This window comes from Microbacterium sp. CCNWLW41, assembly GCF_037083505.1.
Genome location: NZ_JBAOJP010000001.1, coordinates 1,238,976 through 1,260,160 on the forward strand (window position 1 = coordinate 1,238,976; position 21,185 = coordinate 1,260,160).

13 protein-coding genes are annotated in these 21,185 nt (G+C 71.5%); 6 read left to right on the forward strand and 7 right to left on the reverse strand.

Annotated features, from left to right (window positions below):
* Window positions 1–199: 199 nt before the first annotated feature.
* The 4 genes from V6R91_RS05425 to V6R91_RS05440 all read right to left on the reverse strand — a co-directional run bounded on the left by V6R91_RS05425 (window position 200) and on the right by V6R91_RS05440 (window position 5,453).
* Window positions 200–1,174, reverse strand: coding sequence for a family 43 glycosylhydrolase (locus V6R91_RS05425; protein WP_336394561.1), 975 nt, complete (start codon window positions 1,172–1,174; stop codon window positions 200–202).
* Complete coding sequence (locus V6R91_RS05430; protein WP_336394562.1) at window positions 1,171–2,265, reverse strand: Gfo/Idh/MocA family protein; 1,095 nt, start codon at window positions 2,263–2,265, stop codon at window positions 1,171–1,173. The genes V6R91_RS05425 and V6R91_RS05430 overlap by 4 nt, the downstream gene beginning before the upstream one ends.
* Window positions 2,266–2,495: 230 nt before the next feature.
* The gene (locus tag V6R91_RS05435; protein WP_336394563.1) at window positions 2,496–4,283 is read right to left on the reverse strand and encodes an ABC transporter ATP-binding protein; all 1,788 of its coding nucleotides are present in this window, start codon (window positions 4,281–4,283) and stop codon (window positions 2,496–2,498) included.
* 162 nt (window positions 4,284–4,445) lie between these two features.
* Window positions 4,446–5,453, reverse strand: coding sequence for a LacI family DNA-binding transcriptional regulator (locus V6R91_RS05440; protein ID WP_336394564.1), 1,008 nt, complete (start codon window positions 5,451–5,453; stop codon window positions 4,446–4,448).
* Window positions 5,454–5,778: 325 nt separating this feature from the next.
* Here V6R91_RS05440 and V6R91_RS05445 point away from each other — a divergent pair, with 325 nt between their 5' ends.
* The 3 genes from V6R91_RS05445 to V6R91_RS05455 are packed head-to-tail and all read left to right on the forward strand — an operon-like array spanning window position 5,779 to window position 9,531.
* Entirely contained in the window at window positions 5,779–6,780 is a 1,002-nt protein-coding gene (locus V6R91_RS05445) for an ABC transporter permease (RefSeq protein WP_336394565.1), read from the forward strand.
* A gap of 10 nt (window positions 6,781–6,790) precedes the next feature.
* Complete coding sequence (locus V6R91_RS05450) at window positions 6,791–7,747, forward strand: carbohydrate ABC transporter permease (RefSeq protein ID WP_336394566.1); 957 nt, start codon at window positions 6,791–6,793, stop codon at window positions 7,745–7,747.
* A gap of 32 nt (window positions 7,748–7,779) precedes the next feature.
* The gene (locus V6R91_RS05455; protein WP_336394567.1) at window positions 7,780–9,531 is read left to right on the forward strand and encodes an ABC transporter substrate-binding protein; all 1,752 of its coding nucleotides are present in this window, start codon (window positions 7,780–7,782) and stop codon (window positions 9,529–9,531) included.
* Window positions 9,532–9,855: 324 nt separating this feature from the next.
* Here V6R91_RS05455 and V6R91_RS05460 read toward each other — a convergent pair whose 3' ends face one another.
* Genes V6R91_RS05460 through V6R91_RS05470 form a run of 3 tightly spaced genes read right to left on the reverse strand, consistent with a single transcriptional unit; the run spans window position 9,856 to window position 13,957 of the window.
* Window positions 9,856–10,461, reverse strand: coding sequence for a YesL family protein (locus V6R91_RS05460; RefSeq protein ID WP_336394568.1), 606 nt, complete (start codon window positions 10,459–10,461; stop codon window positions 9,856–9,858).
* A gap of 44 nt (window positions 10,462–10,505) precedes the next feature.
* The gene (locus V6R91_RS05465) at window positions 10,506–11,495 is read right to left on the reverse strand and encodes a LacI family DNA-binding transcriptional regulator (RefSeq protein WP_336394569.1); all 990 of its coding nucleotides are present in this window, start codon (window positions 11,493–11,495) and stop codon (window positions 10,506–10,508) included.
* On the reverse strand, window positions 11,489–13,957 hold the full coding sequence (locus V6R91_RS05470; RefSeq protein WP_336395048.1) for a glycosyl hydrolase family 95 catalytic domain-containing protein: 2,469 nt from the start codon (window positions 13,955–13,957) through the stop codon (window positions 11,489–11,491). Before V6R91_RS05470 ends, V6R91_RS05465 begins: the two co-directional genes overlap by 7 nt.
* A 122-nt stretch (window positions 13,958–14,079) precedes the next feature.
* Between V6R91_RS05470 and V6R91_RS05475 the strand changes: the two genes are divergently transcribed.
* The 3 genes from V6R91_RS05475 to V6R91_RS05485 are packed head-to-tail and all read left to right on the forward strand — an operon-like array spanning window position 14,080 to window position 21,076.
* The gene (locus tag V6R91_RS05475; protein WP_336394570.1) at window positions 14,080–16,128 is read left to right on the forward strand and encodes a beta-galactosidase; all 2,049 of its coding nucleotides are present in this window, start codon (window positions 14,080–14,082) and stop codon (window positions 16,126–16,128) included.
* On the forward strand, window positions 16,125–18,482 hold the full coding sequence (gene yicI / locus V6R91_RS05480; protein WP_336394571.1) for an alpha-xylosidase: 2,358 nt from the start codon (window positions 16,125–16,127) through the stop codon (window positions 18,480–18,482). The genes V6R91_RS05475 and yicI overlap by 4 nt, the downstream gene beginning before the upstream one ends.
* Complete coding sequence (locus V6R91_RS05485) at window positions 18,479–21,076, forward strand: glycoside hydrolase family 3 C-terminal domain-containing protein (protein ID WP_336394572.1); 2,598 nt, start codon at window positions 18,479–18,481, stop codon at window positions 21,074–21,076. The genes yicI and V6R91_RS05485 overlap by 4 nt, the downstream gene beginning before the upstream one ends.
* Window positions 21,077–21,185 lie beyond the last annotated feature (109 nt).

Consider the following 21,185-nt stretch of genomic DNA (forward strand, 5'->3'; position numbering starts at 1 on the left):
TGGCGCGTCCCTCAGTGCGGAAAATGCGGTGCTGGAAAGCGCTTGCCCGCTACGGTACCCGAGGCAAAAACGTTTCGCAAGACATGAAGGCGAGAAATTTAAACGATTCAGTAACGGCGTGCCGTTCTCCGCGCACAGGAACTGTGCCCGGTCACAGTCCAGGTTGCGGACGGCGACGGGTATGCCGGCCCGGCTCGCGTCAGCGCTCGGCGATCAGCTCGCCGTCCACCACGCGGAGGCGGGCGACGTGGATCGCGCTGCGGCGATGCGTGCGCTCGTCGGCGTCGGCGAGCTCGCTGCCGTCCCACCACGGGTGGGTGAAGAAGTACAGTCGCGCCTCACCGTCCGTGACCACGGCAGACCCGTGGCGCCCGATCTGCACGCCGTCGGCCGGAGCGCCGCTCTCGCCGAGGATGACGGCATCCGCCCCACCCTGTCGCGTCCACGACACGGCGTCGTCGCTGCGGTAGACCGCCATGCCGCGCCACTCGTCGGTGAGCATCCACCACCAGTCGCCGAGCTCGAAGACGTACGGGCCTTCGTGCGGGCGCCCGCCGATCGCGGTGCCGACGGGATGCCACGTCTCGAGGTCGTCCGAGACCGCGACGGCCGTCGTCGAGTCGGCGGCCTCGTCCTTGCACCAGAGCCGCCACCGTCCGTCCGGGCAGCGGGCGACGGCGGCGTCGATGACCCGGTCGCTCGCGAGGGGCACGACGCCGCGCCTGGTCCACGTGCGCAGGTCGTCCGAGACGTATTCGACGATGTGGCGCTCGTGTCCCTCCCACCGCGTCGGGATGCCGTCGATACGGGTCAGGTACATGCGCCAGCGCGTGCCGTCGTGCACAACCTCGGGTGCCCAGTGCGTCTCGGAGACCACGAGCGGAGGCGCGCCGGCCCGGAGGACAAGCGCGTCTTCGCTCGCCTCGAGCGTGCCGGCGTAGCGCCAGCGAAGGCCGTCGTCGCTGTGGGCGACGCCGATCCGGCTGCCGTGCACCCACGCCACCCCGGGTCCGGGGTCATGATGCGTCGCGCGCCGCTGCGTGTAGAACAGCCACCACTGGCCGTCGCCGTCGCGGACGACGGTCGGGTCGGTGGCGCCGTCGTACACCGGATCCCGGTACAGCTCGCGGGGCGCGGGCGCTCCGGGGTCGATCGACGGGGCCGTGGTCGTCATCGATCCGCGCGCAGGTCGATCACGGTGCTCGCGAAGCTGCGGCGGTGCGTCGGGTGGGCCGCCAGGTCCGCCGGAGTGATGACCGCACCGTCGGCGTCCGCCGACGCGTACATCGCCGCCACCAGCTCGAACGTCCGCGCGGGCGCGTCGGCCGTCGAGGGCAGCGGTGCGCCGGACCGCAGCGCGTCGAACACGTCGCGCAGCAGGAACTCGTGGTCGCTGCGCTCCTCGGGTCCGGTGAGCTCCCACGCCGCAGCCTCGGCGGGGTCGATGTGCGCCGCCGGCGTGATCAGCCAGTTCTCGTGGCCGTGGCCGTACAGGTGATCGACGGTGATCGTGGCCTTCTCGGTGTCGATGCGGATCGAGCTGACCTCGCGGGGCGAGAGCGTGCTCGAGACGACCTGCGCGACGACGCCGCCCTGGAAGACGACGGTCGCCGTCGAGACGTCCTCGGTCTGCGTCTCGCGGTCCAGCCGCCACATGCGGCCCTCGACCCGCTCCCAGTCCCCGAGCAGGTACGACAGCAGATCGAGCTGGTGGATGCCGTGCCCCAGGGTCGTGCCGCCGCCCTCGGTCTCCCACTTCCCGCGCCACGGCACCGCGAAGTAGGCGGCGTCCCGGTACCAGAGGGTCTGGCACTGGGCGAGCAGGGGACGCCCGAGCGCGCCGGAGTCGAGGAGCCGCTTCACGTGAGCGGCGGCTGTGCCGGTGCGCTGCTGGAAGATGACCGCGAGCTCGCGACCGGCGGCGGAGGCGGCATCCGTCATCTGTTCCAGCTCGTCCAGCGACGGCGCCGGGGGCTTCTCCACGACGACGTGCGCGCCGGCGGCGAAGGCGGCGATCGCCTGCGACGTGTGCGCGACCGGGGGCGTGCAGATGTGGACGACGTCGGGCTTCGCGTCCGCGAGGAGCTCGTCGAGGTCGTCGTAGACCGCGGGCCCGCCGTACTGCTGCGCGAACGCCTCGGCCGACGCCCGCGAGAGGTCGGTGACGGCGACGAGCTCGGCGTTCGGGTAGGCCGCGATCGCTCGGATGTGCGAGTGCGCGATGGCTCCGGTGCCCACGATGGCGCAGCGAAGGGTGTCGGTCACGGTGGCTCCTCGGGATCGAGCGGATGCCGCAGCCGCCGGCATCCCGTCCCCTCCAGGGTAGGCGTTCGCAGCGGAAAGCGCTATCCCATTCCCGCGCCGCCGCCCTTTGCGCCGATCCGGAGTTCGGACTTCCGCACGTTTTCCGGACCGCCGCCGGCGCGTCGCTCCGGAAAGGCGCCCGATCTCCGAATTCCGGATCGCGCCCGCCGGAGGGGACACGCCGCGCCCGCTCAGCGCTGGAGGCCGGCCTGGGTCGCGTGCAGATGGGCATAGCGGCCACCGGCGGCGACGAGGTCGTCGTGGCTGCCGATCTCGACCACCTCGCCGTGCTCGAGCACGACGATGCGGTCGGCCTGGCGAATCGTCGACAGGCGGTGCGCGACGACGAGTGTCGTGCGCCCCCGCATGAGACGGTTGAGCGCCTCCTTGACGAGCTCCTCGGACTCGGGGTCGAGCGCCGACGTCGCCTCGTCGAGGAGCAGGATCCGCGGATCGCGCACGAGCGCCCTGGCGATGGCGAGCCGCTGCCGCTGTCCTCCCGAGAGGCGGGCGCCGCGCTCGCCCACGACGGTGTCCCAGCCGTCGGGCAGCGCGTCGACGAACTCGGCGGCGTTGGCGTCGCGCAGCGCCGCGCGCAGCCGCTCGTCCGACACGTCGTCGAGGCCGTAGGCGATGTTCTCGCGGATGCTGCCCTCGAAGAGCACCGACTCCTGCGGCACCACCGACACCGCGCGCCGGACGGTGCGCAGGTCGAGGTCCTGCATGTCGTCGCCGTCCAGCAGGAGGCGCCCGGAGGTCGGGCGCACGAAGCCGAGGACGAGGTTGAGCATCGTGGACTTGCCCGAGCCGGACGAGCCGACGAAGGCCACCGTCTCGCCGGGCCGGATGTCGAGCGACACGTCGTGGACGGCATCCCGGTCGGCGCCGTCGTAGCGGTGCGAGACGTGCTGCAGCTCGAGGCGCCCGTCCACCGTCGCGACCGGGCGCTTGCCCTCGTTCTGCTCGAGGTCCGGCTCCTGGAGCACCTCCGAGATCGAGCGCATGGACTCCATGCCGCGCGCGCCGACGGGGATCAGCATCAGCAGCGACGTGAGGCCCTGGGTCAGCAGCGTGAAGTAGGTCGACAGCAGCACGACTTCGCCGGGCGTGATGGGGAGGATCCCGGTGAGGGCGAAGATGGCGGCGGCGACGAGGCATCCGAGTCCGAGCAGCTGCATCGCGACCCACGAGATCGAGGCCACGTGGCCGTTGAGCATGTCGAGGTGCAGCCCCGCGCGGCGCACCCCGTCCGCGCCCGCCTGGACGCGCGAGACGGCGGTGCGCTCGAGCCCGTGCGCTCGCGTCACCGGGATGAGGGATGCCATCTCTCCGACGCGGGCGGCGAAGCCCTCGACCTCGCGCCGGAACACCTCGTTGCGGGCGCGGGAACGGCGGCTGAGCGCCCACCGCAGGCCGAGCGCGATGGGGACCGCGAGTGCGTAGACGGGCAGGAACTGCGGCACAGCGATCGCGGTCATGGCGACCGCGCCGATCAGCACCATGGTCGCCGACAGCAGCGGGTGGGTGACCTGCTGCAGCATGAGCTCGACGTTCTCGACGTCGCGCACGACCTTGGTCTGCACGATCGAGGAGCTCACGCGCGTGTGGTAGCCGATCGAGAGGCTCTGCAGTCGCGCGGCGAGGGCGTTGCGCAGGTCGGCCCCGGTGTCGCGCACGACGGTCATGAAGTTGCGCGTGTACGCAATGTGCATCGGGTAGTTCTGGATCAGCAGCACCGCCGCCACGACGAACCAGATGAGCACCGTCGACACGTCGCCGCCCGTCGCCACGAGGTCGATGATCCGCGCCGTCACCACCGGGAGGAACCACAGTGGGATCTCTTTGCACGCGAAGGCGAGGATGGCGAGCGTCATCCGCCCGGGCCGACGGGCGAGCAGGCGCAGGACGGAGCGGCCCGGCTTGGGATGCTGGGCGATCGCGATGACGCGGATGGGCCCGGTAAACGCTTTCTGCGCCATGATGACATGGTAGACGGATGCCGCCCCCGCGGGCCCGGAGAGGACGAAGAGCGGGGCGCACGGCGCATCGCGGCCTTCGTCGCACGCTCGCTCCGCGCGATCGAGAGGCGCGACGGCGACGAGCCCGCCCGGGGTTCGCAGCTCGTCAGCTGAGCGGTGCCGCTACCGCGCGGTGGACGCCCGCACGATCAGCTCCGGCTGGTAGACGACCTCGGTGAGGTCGAGACCGGCGGTTCCCGAGATCCGCGCGAGCAGCATCTCGGCGGCGGTCCGGCCCATCTCGCGCGCCGGCTGGCGCACCGACGTGAGCGGCACCGCCGCGATGGCCGCGAACTCGATGTCGTCGTAGCCGACGACGGCGACGTCCTCGGGCACGCGCACGCCTCCCGCGATGAGACCGTGGACCAGTCCGATCGCGAGGTGGTCGTTGGAGGCGACCAGGCCGTCGGGCCGTTCGGCCGGGGGGCGGGCGGCCAGCTGCTCGCCGAAGGCGAGCCCTCGCGCGGACGTCGTGCGCTCGGTCCAGATCGGCTCGATGGTCGCCCCCGGGCAGGCCGCCACGGCCTGCCGCGCGCCATCGAGCCGCTCGCGCACCTGCCGCACGGCCTGACGGGCGCCGACGAAGGCGAGCCGGCGTCGTCCCGTCGCGAGGAGGTGCTCTGCGGCGAGCCGACCGCCGGCGACATCGTCGAAAGAGACCGACGGGAGCTCGCCGGCGTCGTCGACGGCGTCGACGAGGACGACGGGGATGCCGCGCCCGCGCAGCCGGTCGAGCCACGGTGCGAGCGGGCCGAACGGGCTCACCAGCGCGCCCTCGACCTGGACGCGCTCGAACAGCTCGAGGTGGTCCCGCTCCTTCGCGATGTCGTCGGAGCTGTTGCCGACGAGGACGCGGAGGCCTGCGGCGGATGCCGCGTCCTCGGCGCCGGCGACCATGTCGGCGAAGAAGGGATTGGCGATGTTGATCACCGTCATGCCGAGCAGGCCGGAGCGTCCGGCGCGCAGCGCCTGCGCCGCCTGCAGCGGAACGTAACCCAGCTGATCGGCCGCGGACCGGACGCGGGCGACGAGCCGCTCGCTCACCATGTGCGGCCGGTTGAGCGCGTTGGAGACCGTGCTGATCGAGACGCCGGCGCGCTCCGCGACATCGCGGATGCCCACTCGCTTCATCTCGGTCGTCCCGTTCTGCTCCCTGTCGCGGGCGTGGATGCCGCCCGCGCGCTCGGTCCGACTATGGTAGGCGCTTTCCGACGCACGCCGCCGCTGCGCCCACGGCGACGATCGTTACCCCCGCGTTACGAGAAGACATTTGACGAACCGAACACGTCCCGCCTACTCTTCAATCGAAGCGGTTCGAAATCGAAGCGGTTCGACTGATCACCACGGATCCCGCCCCCCGCCCGGGGCACCCACGTACACGAAGGAGTGACATGGAAGCGCGGCATGCTCACCCGACGGCATCCGACCCGGACGCCCTTCTCCGAGTCACGGTCCGATGACCACGCAGGCTCAGGCGCAGACGGTCTTCCAGGAGGCGGCCGTCCACAACCTCGAGAAGAACACCCGCAAGCGCCGCGGCCCGCGGATCCGCCCGGCCGGCAGCAGGACGTCGTTCAAGCTCTTCCTCTGCATCGTGCCGTTCCTGGTGCTGGCGTTCCTGTTCTCCTACCTCCCGCTGTACGGCTGGGTCTACTCGCTCTACGACTACAAGCCCGCGCTCGGCCTCGAGGGCAGCGAGTTCGTCGGCCTGCAGTGGTTCCAGATGCTCGTCAGCTCGCCGACCCAGATGGCGCAGATCGGGCAGGTGCTGATGAACACCCTCGCGATCAGCTTCCTGGGGATCGCGACATCCGTCCTCCCGCTCTTCTTCGCGATCCTCCTCAACGAGGTGAAGGCGCCGTGGTTCCGCAACTCGGTGCAGACGCTCACGGCGCTCCCCAACTTCATCTCGTGGGTGCTCGTGTACATGATCGCGTTCTCGCTGTTCTCGAGCTCGGGTCTCGTCAACGACGTGCTGATCGACGCGGGGCTCGTCACGGCCCCGGTCAAGTTCCTCGACACCGACGAGAACGTCTGGCTCACCATGACGCTCTGGAGCATCTGGAAGGGGCTGGGCTGGGGCGCGATCATCTACCTCGCCGCGATCGCCGGCATCGACCAGTCGCTGTACGAGTCGGCGCGCATCGACGGTGCCGGACGCTTCCAGCTGATGCGCCACATCACCATCCCGCAGCTGATGCCGACGTACCTGGTGCTGCTGCTGCTGTCGATCGCGAACATCCTCAACAACGGCATGGAGCAGTACTACGTGTTCCAGAACGCGTTCAACAAGGAGTGGATCCAGGTGCTCGACCTGTACGTCTACAACATCGGCATGACGGGCAACAGCCTGTCGCTGGCCACCGCGATCGGCATGCTGAAGAGCCTCATCTCGGTCGCGCTGCTGCTCACCGTCAACGCGGTCTCCAAGCGTGTCCGCGGCGAATCGATCGTCTGAGGGCCGGGCCATGACCACGACGATGACCAAGACGCTCACGACCGCCCACCGAGGCGACAGCTCGGCCCGGTACCGGCCGTCGGCCGGAGACATCCTGTTCCGGTTTCTGAACTACGTGCTGTTCGCGGTGTTCGCCCTGATCTGCGCGTACCCGTTCTACTACCTGATCATCAACTCCGTCAGCGCCAACGACGTCTCGGCGCTCGGCGATGTGCGACTGTGGCCGGTCGACTTCCACCTGTCGAACTACGGGCAGGTGTTCCAGCTGCCCGGCCTGCCGATGGCGACGGTCGTCTCCATCGGCCGCACGGTGATCGGGACGATCCTGACCGTCCTCGCCTCGGCGTTCCTGGGCTTCATGTTCACGCAGACGCGCATGTGGGGCCGCAAGTTCTGGTACCGCTTCCTCATCATCACGATGTACTTCAGCGCGGGCCTGATCCCGGTGTTCATCATCATGAAGTCGCTCGGGCTCACGAACAACTTCTGGGTCTACGTCCTGCCGTTCGTCGTCCAGCCGTTCAACGTGATCCTCGCCAAGACGTACGTCGAGTCGATGCCGAAGGAGCTCCAGGAGGCGGCGGAGGTCGACGGCGCCAACATCCTCCAGGTGTTCTTCCGCGTGTACCTGCCCAACATGACGCCGATCCTCGCGACGATCGCGATCTTCAGCGCTGTCATGCAGTGGAACAGCTTCCAGGACACCCTCATCTACATCACCGACCAGAGCCTGTACACGCTGCAGTACCTGCTCTACATGTTCATCAACCAGGCGTCGAGCCTGGCCCAGGCGGCGCAGGACGCCGGCGGCAATCTCGGGCAGATCGCGGGCGCGGCGACGACCCAGACGCCGACGTCGATCCGCATGACGGTCTCCGTGCTCGTCGTGCTGCCCATCATCTTCATCTACCCCCTGTTCCAGCGCTTCTTCGTGAAGGGCATCATGCTGGGCGCCGTCAAGGGTTGACGGCGGCCACGCACCACCGAGAAAGGAAAGCAATGAAGCTGAGGAAGAAGGTGTCCCTCGCACTCGTGGCGCTGCTCGCCGCGGGATCGCTGGCATCGTGCAGCGCGGGGGGAGGTGACGAGCAGGGCGCGATCGACGAGTTCCCCGAGAAGTGGGACGAGCAGATCACGATCGACGTCTTCGACGGCCTCGCCAACTACATGGGCGTGCAGCAGGGCTGGTTCGCCAAGATCGTCGAAGACGAGTTCAACATGAAGCTGAACATCATCGCCCCCAACGTGGCCGGCGGCGGTGACACGCTCTACAACACCCGCGTCGCCGCGGGCGAGCTGGGCGACCTCATCATCGTCAACAAGGGCGAGCAGCTCGACGAGCTCGTGCAGGGCGGCCTGGTGCTCGACGCCGCCGACTACTACCCGGCGATGGAGAGCGTGTCGAAGTTCGACAAGGCCGTCGAGCACCTCAACGACGGCAAGGACGGCGTCTTCGCCTTCCCGTCGTCGGTGTCGTCGCTGAAGCCGACCGAGCCGTCGGAGGGTCTCAACCCGACGTTCGGCCCCTTCGTGCGGTGGGACTACTACAAGGAGCTCGGCTACCCCGACGTCGGCACGCTCGAGGACCTGCTGCCGGTGCTCGCCGACATGCAGGCCGCGCACCCGACCACCGACAACGGCCAGCCCGTCTACGGCTTCTCGCTGTTCAAGGACTGGGACGGCAACATGATGGTCACCGCGAAGCAGCCCGCCTGCTTCTACGGCTACGACGAGATCGGCTTCGTGCTGGCCAAGGCCGACGGCTCGGACTACCAGGGCATCCTGGATCCGGACGGCGAGTACATGCGCAGCCTGAAGCTCTACTTCGACGCCAACCAGCTCGGACTCGTCGACCCGGAGTCGACGACGCAGAACTACGACACCCTGTTCTCGAAGTTCCAGAACGGCCAGGTGCTCTTCTCGTGGTGGCCGTGGCTCGGCCAGTCGGCGTTCAACACCGAGGAGAACATGGCCGCGGGCAAGGGCTTCCAGATGGTGCCCATGGAGGACCAGGAGATCTTCTCCTACGGCGCCGAGGCGTACGGCGGCAAGCCGATCTTCGCGATCGGCTCCAAGGCCGAGGACCCGGAGCGGATCGCCGCGTTCATCGATTGGCTGTACTCGGCCGATGGCGCCTACGCCAACAACGCGCAGACGGGCGCCTCGGCGGGGCCGCAGGGTCTCACGTGGGATGTCAACGACGCCGGCGAGCCGGAGCTCACCGACTTCGGCAAGCAGGTCTTCCTCGAGGGCGGCGGGACCGTCCCCGAGGAGTGGGGCGGCGGCGACTACGCCGACGGCGTCTCGGCCCTCAACATCAGCGCCGTGCTGCCGATCGAGGTCGACACCGAGACGGGCTTCCCGTACAGCTACACCTTCTGGCCCACCTATCAGGCGGCGATCGCGAACCCGCTGACCGAGGACTGGTCGGCCAAGATGGGCGGCGCGACCTCGACGATGGAGTACCTGCAGACCAACGACCAGGTGCTCGTGGCCCCCGGCGCCAGTTACGCGCCGCCGGCGGACAGCTCCGAGATCGAGACGCTGCGCAATCAGGTCAAGGAGATCGTCAAGCAGTTCTCGTGGCAGATGGTCTTCGCCGACAGCGAGGCGAAGTTCGAGTCGCTGCGCGACGAGCTGATCGAGACCGCGAACGGTCTCGGCTACGAGAAGGTGCTCGAGTTCGACATGGAGAACGCCAAGGCGCAGGACGACGCCCGCGTCGCCGTGACGGAGGAGTTCGCCGGCTGACACAGGCCGGCAGGCGAGGGGCTCGGGATGCTGCGGCATTCCGGGCCCTTCTGCCGTCCCACCCCGCGCCGGGGCGTCGACCGCGTCCCGTCGTCACCCCGCGTTCCGTCGCCCTGAGGCGGCCGATACACCGCGTTCGCGACGAGACACGACGCCGCGCGCTGGTGTGTCGTCGCATCTGCGGTGTTTGCCCACATACTCGGGACCCGGCGTCCGACCGCGGGGACGACGAGGCGTGCGTCGCCGCGCCGGGGAGGGGAGGGGAGGGGAGGGGGGACGGATGCCGTGGGGCCGAGGCATCCGTCGACGCGGACGCCGCGGCGATCAGGCCTCGTGGCGGGCGAAGACGCTGCGGAAGAGGAACGCCGTCGCGTACGCGCCGACGGAGAAGCCGATCGTGAGCACGAGGAAGCCCACCGGCGGGAAGAGGATCGTGAGGGCGACGGCCGTCACCGGGATGATGAGCAGCCCCAGGGTGCGCACCGGCTCGGCGGCGGGGAGGAGCAGCGCGTTGCGGAGGGTCTGGCGCACGGTGTTGCGGAAGTACGCGACCTGGGCCATGGCGTACAGGAACGCCGCGAACAGGTACACCGCGCCGATGATCGCGAGCACGCCCGCCACCCCTGCGAACAGCGCGGGATGGGCGAACCAGAACACGCTCGAGAACCCCAGCAGTGCGGCCGGCGCGAGCAGGCACAGCATGAGGACGCTCGCCCGCCCGAAGTTCGCCCGGAATGCCGGGAGGTAGTCCTTGAGCGGCCGGCCGCTCTCGTCGTCGGAGTACCGGATCGTGACCTCGAACAGGGCGCTCGTGGCGGCCCCGATCGTCACGACCGGCAGGCACAGCACGATGTAGAGCAGGTTCAGCGCGACGAACGTGAGGAAGGTCGAGAAGCCGTTCAGGGCGCGGCTGTCGGGGTCGATGCGCATCCGTGGTCACCTGCCGCCGCGCGGGCGGGCGGCTCGTCTCGCCCTCACAGGGCCGGCGTGCTTCCGGTCAGCGCCGGCGGCAGCAGGCGCACGGCCGGCTTCGCGCCGTTCGCGAGGATCTCGCAGATCATGTCGGTCGCGGCGGCCCCGATGTCCTCGGCCGGCACGGCGATGCTGTCGGCGAGTCCCGCCACGGAACGGGCGACGTCCTCGGGGCAGAGGGCCACCACCGAGAGCTCGTCGCTGCGCCTGCGGCCGTGCTGCGCGATCGTGGCGGCGACGTGGGGGAGCGCGCCCTCGTTGTGCACGAAGAAGCCGGTGATATCGGGGTTCTCGTCCATCACCGCGTCGACCGTGGCCGCCGCCTCGGCCGTGCTCGGGCAGGCATGGACGGTCCCGGTCACGCCGTTCGCCTCGCACGCGGCCAGGAAGCCGCGCACGAGCCGGTCGGCATAGGACGTGTGCCGCGACATGACCTCGGGCGGCGAGCCGATCAGCGCGATGCGCCGGTGTCCCAGATCGACGAGCCGGTCGACGGCGAGCCATCCGGCGGCCTCGAAGTCGAAGTCGACGCAGGGGATCGCGCGGCGGCCCTCGGGAAGGCCGATGAGGACGCTCGGATGCCCCAGCCCCGACAGCGTCTCGATGCGCGGGTCGTCGGACTCGACATCCATCACCAGCAGGGCGTCGACCATCGACCCCTTCGCCGCCCGCTGCAGCGCCTTCGCGTCGTCGCTGGCCAGCAGCAGGATGTCGTACCCGTGCTTGCGCGCCTGCGTCACGACGCCGGTCACGATCTGCATCACCACGTGGACGTCGACGCCGGTGCGCAGCGGGGCCTGCAGGCCGATGACGTTGGTCGACCGCGACGCGAGCGACCGGGCACCCGCGTGCGGGCTGAATCCGAGGCTGTCGATCGCCTTCTCGACGCGCACGCGCGTCTCCTGCGAGATGGCGCGCTTGCCGCTCATCACGTAGGAGACGGTCGAGATCGACACGCCCGCCGCCTGTGCGACGTCCGCGATCGTCACCATGAGGTACCCAGCTCTCTCGCGTCGATCACCCTCGAGGTTCCGGGGGCGAGTTCGAACGTGTCGATCGGACCGTCGGGTCCGCTCACACTCATTGTCGTCGTTCGCGACCCCGCCTCGAACCGGGCGCGCACGAGGCGTCCGCCCGCCCACTCCAGGTCGACCGCCACATCGCCACGCGAGCGGATGCCGCGCACCGCCCCGTCCGGCCACGCCGGCGGGAGCGCGGGGAGCAGCTTCACCCGCACACGTGCGGGCGCCGGCGCGTCCTGCGCCACCCCGGGGCCGGGATCGCCCGCGGCGACCGGCTCGTGGAAGGACTGCACCAGCGCCTCGGCGATGGCCGCGGTCACCCCCAGGTTGCCGTCGATCTGATACGGCGGGTGGGCGCTGAGGAGGTTCGGGTACACGCCGCCGCGGTGCTCGTGCGAGTCCTCGTCGGCCGGTCGCAGCGCCAGGCGCAGCTGCGCGTGGACGGCCTCGCCGTCGCCGAGCCTGGCCTGCATGCCGGCCCGCCAGGCGAGCGCCCAGCCGGTCGACTCGGGGCCGCGCAGGCGGATCGACTCGGCCGCCGCGCGCGCGAGCTCAGGCGTCGCCTCCGGCGTGATCTGCGCGTACGGGAACAGCCCGACGAGGTGGGAGAGGTGACGGTGCAGCGGCTCGGCCTCGACGCGGTCGCGGTCCCATTCGAGCAGCTCGCCGCGCGCCGACACCTGCGGATCCGGCAGCGCGCCGGTGCGGGCCGTGAGCTCCTCCACCCAGGGCTCGGAGAGGCCGAGGGCGCTCGCGGCGGCTCGGCACACCACGGCCAGCTCCCGCAGCAGCGCGACGTCCATCGTCGCGGTCGTCGCGACGCCGCGCTCGCGGCCGTCGTCGTCGACGTAATGGTTCTCGGGCGAGGTCGAGGGGCTCGTCCACGCGCGCTCGTCGTCGCCCTGGATCCACGACAGCGCGAAGGCCGCGGCGGAGGCCAGCACGGGCCACGCCTCGTCGCGCAGGTACGCGCGGTCGCCCCCGAACGCGTAGTGCTCCCACAGGTGCAACGCGAGCCACACGCCCCCGAGCGACCAGTTCGCCCACGCCGGGTCGCCGTGCCCGGCGCCGACCGGCGCGGCGTGCGCCCAGGCATCCGAATTGTGGTGCGCCACCCAGCCGTCGGCGCCGTAGAGCTCGCGGGCGACGACCGGGCCCGTCGTCTCGGAGAGCCGCCGGACGAAGCGCAGCAGCGGCTCGTGGCACTGCGCGAGCCCCGTCGTCTCGGCCGGCCAGTACGCCATCTGCGTGTTGATGTTGAGGGTGTAGGCGCTCGACCACGGGCCGGGCAGCTCGGCGTTCCAGAGCCCCTGCAGCGTCACGGGGAGGCCGCCGGGCTGCGACGACGCGATCAGCAGGTAGCGCCCGTAGTGGAAGGTCAGCGCCGCGAGGGCCGGATCGTCGCGCTCCTGGGCGCGGCGGACGCGCTCCACCGTGTCGATCGCCTCGCCGTCCGCGGGGTCGGGGAGTTCGAGCAGGCAGCGCTCGTAGAGCGCGCGGTGGGCGGCGGCGTGCGTCTGCGCGCGGTCCGCTGCGGTGGCGGCGACATCGGACAGGGCCGGGATGCCGTGCAGCAGCGCGGCGGCCCTCTCGAGCGCGTCGCCGGCGACGTCCGGATCGCCGGGCAGCGACGGGGCCGTCGCCGTGGCCACCGCGAACAGCAGCGTGGTCCCCGGCTCGGTGACCAGCGCGCCCTCGGCGACCGCGGACGGACCCAGGGCGCGCACGACGACGGCGCCGTGGCGCCCTGCCGCATCGTCGTACCGGATCGGCTCGGCGGGATCCTCGTGGCCGGGTGCGACGTCGACCGGGAACCACCAGTCGGTGGCGAGGTCGCCGTCGCGGTCCGCTGCGGCGGAGCGGCTCCGCAGCAGCGATCCCACCGTGAGTCGTGCGCGCACGGGGGCGTCGGCGGTGATCTCGTGCATGAGGGCGCCGGTCACGAGATCGGCCCACGTGCGGTGGCGCACGGCGGCGTCGCCGATCCGGTACTCGTGCGCCGCGATGCCGGTCGGGAGGTCGAGCCGGCGCGTGAACGCGCCCGCCGGGGGTGCGGCATCCACATCCAGCACCTGGATGTCGATCCAGCCGAGCGGAAGGTACGCCTGCACCCACGGGGTCTGCATCCGCTGCAGCAGGCCTTCGGCGGCGTCGAGGTCACCGTGGTCGATCGCCGCGCGGACGGCGCCCAGCGCGTCGGCGCCGCGGGCGGTCGTACCCTCGAGCGGGTCGCGGTCGGCGTGGCCGGACCACGCCGTGATGTCGTTCAGCCAAAGGCGATCGCCGCCCGCGAGCCCTGCGCACATCGCGCCGCGCACGCCGTTGCCGACGGGGTAGGCCTCGAGCCAGCGGGAGGCGGGGGCAGAGGCGCGCAGCACGTGGAGCGCTTCGGCGGCGGGCTGGTCGGTCGCATCATCGCGGCGCGTGGACATCGTCACAGTCCCTAGTATATGGTCTCGGTGTTGAAGCGCTTCGAAAGCCGATGGCAGAGTCGTGGCGCTCAGACATCAGACCGCCGCTCCGACCGAAACTCAGCGAAGAGGTTCTCCCCGCCATGGCCCGCACCCCGCTCCCGCGCCGCGCCGACGCCCTGTCGCAGCTCACCGGCGATCTCGGCATCTGCTTCGGCGGCGACTACAACCCGGAGCAGTGGCCGCGCGAGGTGTGGCGCGAGGACGCCGAGCTGATGGTGCGCGCCGGGGTGAATCTCGTCACCGTGGGCGTCTTCAGCTGGGCCCGCCTGGAGCCGTCGCCGGGGGAGCGGGACTTCGCCTGGCTCGACGAGGTGCTCGACATCCTCCACGCGCACGGCATCGCGGTGGACCTGGCGACCCCGACGGCGTCGCCGCCGCCATGGCTGGGCGTGCTCCACCCCGAAACGCTGCCGGTGAACCCCGACGGGGTGCGGCTCGTCGCGGGCTCCCGCAACCAGTTCACCCCCGCCTCGCGCGTCTACCGCGAGCACGCCCGGTCCATCGCGACCGCGCTGGCCGAGCGCTACGTCGCGCACCCGGCGGTGCGCATGTGGCACGTCGGGAACGAGTTCGGCCAGATCGACTTCGGAGATGAGGCGGCCCGCGAGTTCCGGCTCTGGCTGCGCGAGCGGTACGGCACCATCGACGCGCTCAACGACGCGTGGGGCACGCTGGTGTGGGCGCAGCGCTATCGCGACTTCGACGAGATCCTGCCGCCGCGGCGCATGCCGTACCTCGTCAACCCCGCGCAGTCGCTCGACTTCCGGCGCTACACGTCGTGGGCGCTGCAGCGCGTGTACGCCGAGCAGCGCGACGCCATCCGGGCCACCGGTGCCGAGCAGCCCATCACCACGAACTTCATGGGCTTCGAGCCGCTCACCGACCTGTGGGAGTGGGCGGACGAGGTCGACGTCGTCGCCGACGACCAGTACCCCGACCACGGTTCGGCCACAGCCTCCTCCGACATCGCCCTCGTGCAGGACCTCATGCGCTCCCTCGGCGCCGGAAGCCCCTGGGTGCTGATGGAGCAGTCGGTGAGCGCGACGTCCTGGCGTGCGCACAACCTCCCCAAGACGGCGCAGCGCGCCCGCCTGGACTCGCTGCAGGCCGTCGCGCGCGGGGCCGACGCGATCTGCTTCTTCCAGTGGCGGCAGGCGCGCACCGGCGCCGAGCGCTTCCACTCCGCCCTCGTGCCGCACGCCGGCGCCGACACCGACGTCTTCCGGGGCGCGATCGCGCTCGGCGCCGACCTGCGCAGGCTCCGGCCCGTCGTGGGCGAGCGGGTGGAGGCATCCGTCGCCGTCCTGTTCGACTGGCCTTCGTGGTGGGCGGCGGAGGAGCCGGCACGTCCCACCGAGCGCCTGCGCACGCTCGAGCAGGTGCAGCGCTGGCACCGGGCGCTGTGGCGCCGCGGGATCGCGGTCGACCTGGTGCGCCCGGGTGCGGACCTGTCGGCCTACCGCGTCGTGCTCGTACCGCACTCCTACATCGTCGAGACGGATGCCGCGACCGCCCTGCGCCGGGCGGTCGAGGCGGGCGCGAGCCTCGTCGTCGGCCCCTTCTCCGGCGTCGCCGATGCGAACGCGGGGGTGCTCACCGGGCGGTCGCCCGTGCTCCTGCGCGACCTCGTCGGCGTGAGCGGCGAGGAGTGGGTCGGCCTGCCGGACGACCCCACCCCGCTCACCGCGGAGCCCCACTGGGACTCCGCACCCGCGACGCCGGAGGCCGGCGTGCTGGGCGAGCGGCTCCGCGCCGAGGGTGCCGACGTCCTGGCGCGCTTCGCCTCCGGCCACCTCACGGGGGCGCCCGCCGTCACGCGGCATCGCGTCGGCGCCGGCATCGCATGGTATCTCGGCGCCCTCGTCGCGGACGACACGCTCTCCGCCGTGCTCGACGACGCGCTCGACGCCGCCGACGTGACCGGCGTGCTTCCCGAGCGTGTGCTGCCGGACGGCGTCGAAGCCGTCCGCCGCGGGGCGGCTCTCTTCCTCCTCAACCACGGCGACCAGGCGCAGCACGTCACCGTGCCCGGCCGGCGCCGGGATCTCCTGACCGACGCGGACGTCGAGGGGCGGGTCGCACTGGCCCCCGGCGCCGCCATGGTGCTCATCGAAAGGCACGCAGAGTGAAGTTCACCGATGGCTATTGGCTCACCAGGCCCGGGCTCGCCCCGCTCTACGCGGTCGAGGTCGACGACATCCGCCACGACGAGGCGGCGGGGACCATGACCGTCTACGCGCCGACGGCCGTCATCCGCGACCGCGGCGACACGCTGAACCGGCCGATGCTCACGGTCACGTTCTCGGCCCCGGCCCCGGGCGTGGTCAAGGTGCGGCTCGAGCGGCACGCCGGCGCGGTGCGCCGGGGTCCGGACTTCGAGGTGACAGGGCAAGACGGCTTCCGCCCCGAGGTCTCGATCGACGGCGAGGGCGGCATCCTCGACTCCGGCCCGCTGCGGGTGCGCGTGGTGAAGTCGGCGGGGCAGTGGCGGGTCGACTTCGAGAGCGACGGCCGCGTGCTCACCAGCTCGCTGCCGCGTTCCATCGGCCACTTCACCGACACGACGGGCACGTACTGCACCCCGGGCACGGCCGGCACCGCGGGGACGGCGGGCACGGCCGCCGGGGGAACCCAGCCCACGTGGGTGCACCAGCAGCTGACCATCGAGCCCGGCGAGCGCGTCTACGGGCTCGGCGAGCGGTTCGGCGCCTTCGTCAAGAACGGCCAGGTCGTCGACACCTGGAACGCCGACGGCGGCACCTCCAGCGAGCAGTCGTACAAGAACGTGCCGCTCTACCTCACGAGCCGCGGTTACGGCGTGTTCGTCGACAACCCCGCCAATGTCTCCTTCGAGGTCGCCAGCGAGGTCAACTCGCGCGTGCAGTTCTCGGTCGAGGGCGAGTCGCTGGAGTACTACGTGATCGCCGGCCCCGAGCCGAAGGACGTGCTGCGCCGCTACACCGCCCTCACCGGGCGTCCCGCCCGCGTGCCCGCGTGGTCGTTCGGGCTGTGGCTGACGACGTCGTTCACCGCCAGCTATGACGAGGACACCGTCAGCGCCTTCGTCGACGGCATGGCCGAGCGCGACATCCCGCTGTCGGTGTTCCACTACGACTGCTTCTGGATGCGCGAGTACCAGTGGACCGACTTCGAGTGGGACTCCCGCGCCTTCCACGATCCCGTCGGCCAGATCGCCCGCATGCACGAGCGGGGCGTCCACGTGTCGGTGTGGATCAACCCGTACATCGCGCAGCGCTCGGCGCTGTTCCGCGAGGCGGCCGACCGGGGCTACCTCCTCAAGCGCACCGACGGCAGCGTCTGGCAGTGGGACATGTGGCAGGCGGGCATGGCGCTCGTCGACTTCACGAACCCCGATGCCGCCCAGTGGTACGTCGGCAAGCTCCAGGGCCTGCTCGACCAGGGCGTCGACGCGTTCAAGACCGACTTCGGCGAGCGGATCCCCGTCGAGGGCGTCGCGTGGCACGACGGGTCGGACCCGCACCGCATGCACAACTACTACGCGAAGCTGTACAACGAGGTGGTGTTCCGCGCCCTCGAGCAGCACCGCGGCGTCGGCGACGCGGTCGTGTTCGCCCGCTCGGCGACCGCGGGCTCGCAGCAGTTCCCGGTGCACTGGGGCGGCGACAACGACTCCACCTTCCTCTCGATGGCCGAGTCGCTGCGCGGCGGGCTGTCGCTGGCGATGTCGGGCTTCGGATACTGGAGCCACGACATCGGCGGCTTCGAGGGGACGCCCGACCCCGGGCTGTTCAAGCGGTGGCTCGCGTTCGGCCTGCTGTCGTCGCACTCCCGCCTGCACGGCTCGTCGTCGGTCCGGGTGCCGTGGGCCTTCGACGACGAGGCCGTCGACGTCGCGCGGGAGTTCACCCGCCTGAAGATGAGTCTCATGCCCTATCTCGCCCGCGTCGCGGAGGAGGCGCACACCGACGGCACGCCGATGATGCGCCCGATGGTGCTGGAGTTCCCCGGCGACCGCACCGGCTTCGACGCCGACTGCCAGTACATGCTGGGTGACGCGCTGCTGGTGGCGCCGGTGCTCACCGCCGACGGATCGGTGGAGTACTACCTGCCCGACGGGGAGTGGACGTCGCTGCTCGACGGCTCCGTCGCCGACGGACGCCGGTGGGTGACCGAGTCGCACGGCTACGACTCGGTGCCGCTGCGGGTGCGGCCGGGGACGGTGCTGCCGATCGGCGCCGTCGAGGACCGCCCCGACTACGACTGGGCGGACGGCGTGACGCTGCGCTGCTTCCGGCTCCCCGACGGCTACGACGCCGTCACGACCGTGCCCGGGCACGATGGAGCACCGGCGACGACCTTCCGGGTCCGTCGCGAGGGCGCGGCGATCATCGCGTCGTCGGACGACGCGCGCGCGCCGTGGGCGCTGCAGACGGGCGACCGGATCGCCCGGACCGAGGCATCCGGCGAGCTCCGGATCGAGATCGAGGAGGACCAGCGATGACCGAGACGATGACGGATGATCTCGATACGGGCGCAGAGCGCCCACTCGATCCGGCGGCCGCGGCCCCGCGGCCTGCGGCGGACATGGCCGGCGGACAGCCGCTGTTCCGGCAGGTCGACCAGCCCCTGGCGGCGCGGGCGCGCGACCTCCTGGATCGGCTGACGCCGGACGAGCGCCTCGCGATGCTGCATCAGGCGGCCCCCGCGATCGAGCGGCTCGGCGTGGCCGAGTGGCGCACGGGCTGCGAAGCGCTCCATGGCGCCGCGTGGCTCGGCCGGGCGACGGTGTTCCCCCAGTCGGTCGGACTCGCCGCGACATGGGACACCGACCTGCTCGAGCGGGTGGGGGAGGTGGCGGGGGTCGAGGTGCGCGCGAAGCGCGCCGAGAACCCGCTGGTGAGCCTCAACGTGTGGGCGCCCGTCGTCAACACGCTGCGCCACCCGGGGTGGGGGCGCAACGAGGAGGGCTACTCCGAGGACCCGCACGTGACCGCTGTCTTCGGCACGGCGTACTCCCGGGGCCTGCGCGGGAACCATCCGCGCGTGTGGCGCACCGTCCCGGCGCTCAAGCACTTCCTCGGCTACAGCAACGAGACGGACCGCTCGACGACGTCGTCCGAGATGTCGCTGCGCACCCTCCACGAGGAGGAGCTGCCCGCCTTCCGCGGCGCGATCGAGGCGGGCGCTGCGGGCGGCATGATGCTCGCCTACAACCGGGTGAACGGCGTCCCCGCGCACACGCAGCCCGAGCTGGTCGCCGAGGCGCGGTCCTGGGCGGACGAGTCGATCGCGGTGGTGTCGGATGCCGGGGCCCCGACCTTCCTCGTCACCACGCAGCGCGCGCAGCCCGACCACGTCCATGCCGCGGCCGCCCTCGTGCGCTCCGGGCTGGACTCGTTCACCGACAACGACGCGGACGCGGCGCCGACGATCGGTTACCTGCGCGACGCCCTCGCCCAGGGCCTGCTCTCGACGGACGACATCGACCAGGCGGCGCTGCGCCTGCTGGAGCTGAGGATCCGCACCGGCGAGTTCGACGGCGACGCCGACCCCTATGGGGGCATCGGCGCCGACGCGATCGACGCGCCGGGTGCGCGCGAGCTGGCCCGGGAGGCGGTGGTGCGCTCGGTCGTCGTGCTGCGGAACGACGCCGGCGTCCTGCCGCTCTCCCGGGCCTCACGGGTCGCGGTGGTCGGCAACCTCGCCGACCTGGTGCTCACCGACTGGTACGCCGGCACGCCGCCGTACGCGGTCGGGATCGGTGCGGCGGCGACCGAGCGCTTCAGCGAGGCCGAGGTCGTCACGGGAGCCGACACGGTCGCGCTCCGCGCGGTCTCGACCGGCCGCTACGTCGTGACGGACGCAGAGGGATCGGTCGTCGAGGCGGCAGGCGCCGCCGCCGGCGCGGACGCGCTGTTCGACGTGACCGACTGGGGCGACGGCATCCTGACCCTCCGCTCCCACGCGAGCGGTCTGCTCCTCACCGGCGGGAAGTGGCCGATGCGGGCCGACGCGGCACGGGTGGGCGAGTGGGTCGTGCAGGAGAGCTTCCGCCGGCACGTCCACGCCGACGGGACGTGGTCGCTGCTGCACCTCGGATCGGGTCGCTGGGTGCGGGTGTTCCGCGACTCGGGCCTGCTCGCCGCCGAGGCGGTCACGCTCGAGCAGGCGGAGCGGTTCGGCGTGCGCGTCATCCGGTCCGGCGCGGAGGCGGTGGCCGAGGCGGCTGCGGCGGCGGACGCCGTCATCGTCGCCGTCGGCAACGACCCGCACCTCAACGGGCGCGAGACCGAGGACCGCCCCCACCTGCGACTGCCGGAGGCGTGGGCAGAGCTGTGGCGCGTCGCCCGCGAGGCGAACCCCCGCGCGGTGCTCACGATCGTCTCGAGCTACCCGTACGTCCTGGCCGGCGTCGATGCCGAGACCGTCGTGTGGTCGAGCCACGGCGGGCAGGAGCTCGGGCACGGGGTGATCGACGTGCTCTCGGGCGACCGCGAGCCGTCGGGCCGGCTGTCGCAGACCTGGCCCGCGACCGAGGCGCAGGCCGGTGACCTGTTCGACTACGACACGCTCCGGCAGGGGGCCACGTACCGGCATCAGGCCGAGGAGCCGACGTTCGCCTTCGGTCACGGCCTCACCTACACCGAGGTGGTCTACGAGCGCGTCGAGCTGTCGGATGCCGCGACCGCGGCGCCGCCGCCGACCCACCGGCATCCGTCCTTCGAGCCGCGGCCCGGCGAGGCCGCCGTCCGCGCCGTCGTGCGGGTGCGCAACGCGGGGGAGCGGGCTGCGGAGGAACTCGTGCAGCTCTACGCGCTCCCGGCCGATGACCTCGCCCTGGCGGCGCCGCGCCGGCTCCTCGTCGCCTACCGGCGCGTCGTCCTCTCCCCGGGTGAGGTGCGGGAGGTCGAGCTCTCGTTCTCGCCCGGGCGCCTGGCCGTATGGGACGACGCCGTGCGCCTGCCCGGCGCCGTCGACGACTGGCTCCATCAGGGTGCCCTTCGGGTGCAGCCGGGCTCGTACACGATCGCCGCTGGACCCTCGGCGTGGGATCTCCGGACAGACGCCTCACTCGAGATCGCCGACGGCGGCTAGAGCTCGGGCAGTCCTCGCCCCGGACCGCGGAAACACCGCCGGTCCGGGGCTTTTTCATGTCCGGACAAATTGGGGCTTGTGCTCGGAATGCCCCTCACCATACTCTGGC

Excerpts from the sequence above, each read along its gene's own strand:
- V6R91_RS05425 (WP_336394561.1), bottom strand. The coding sequence starts at position 1,174 with ATGACGACCACGGCCCCGTCGATCGACCCCGGAGCGCCCGCGCCCCGC.
- V6R91_RS05435 (WP_336394563.1), bottom strand. The coding sequence starts at position 4,283 with ATGGCGCAGAAAGCGTTTACCGGGCCCATCCGCGTCATCGCGATCGCC.
- V6R91_RS05440 (WP_336394564.1), bottom strand. The coding sequence starts at position 5,453 with ATGAAGCGAGTGGGCATCCGCGATGTCGCGGAGCGCGCCGGCGTCTCG.
- V6R91_RS05445 (WP_336394565.1), top strand. The coding sequence starts at position 5,779 with ATGACCACGCAGGCTCAGGCGCAGACGGTCTTCCAGGAGGCGGCCGTC.
- V6R91_RS05450 (WP_336394566.1), top strand. The coding sequence starts at position 6,791 with ATGACCACGACGATGACCAAGACGCTCACGACCGCCCACCGAGGCGAC.
- V6R91_RS05455 (WP_336394567.1), top strand. The coding sequence starts at position 7,780 with ATGAAGCTGAGGAAGAAGGTGTCCCTCGCACTCGTGGCGCTGCTCGCC.
- V6R91_RS05460 (WP_336394568.1), bottom strand. The coding sequence starts at position 10,461 with ATGCGCATCGACCCCGACAGCCGCGCCCTGAACGGCTTCTCGACCTTC.
- V6R91_RS05465 (WP_336394569.1), bottom strand. The coding sequence starts at position 11,495 with ATGGTGACGATCGCGGACGTCGCACAGGCGGCGGGCGTGTCGATCTCG.
- V6R91_RS05470 (WP_336395048.1), bottom strand. The coding sequence starts at position 13,957 with ATGTCCACGCGCCGCGATGATGCGACCGACCAGCCCGCCGCCGAAGCG.
- V6R91_RS05475 (WP_336394570.1), top strand. The coding sequence starts at position 14,080 with ATGGCCCGCACCCCGCTCCCGCGCCGCGCCGACGCCCTGTCGCAGCTC.
- V6R91_RS05485 (WP_336394572.1), top strand. The coding sequence starts at position 18,479 with ATGACCGAGACGATGACGGATGATCTCGATACGGGCGCAGAGCGCCCA.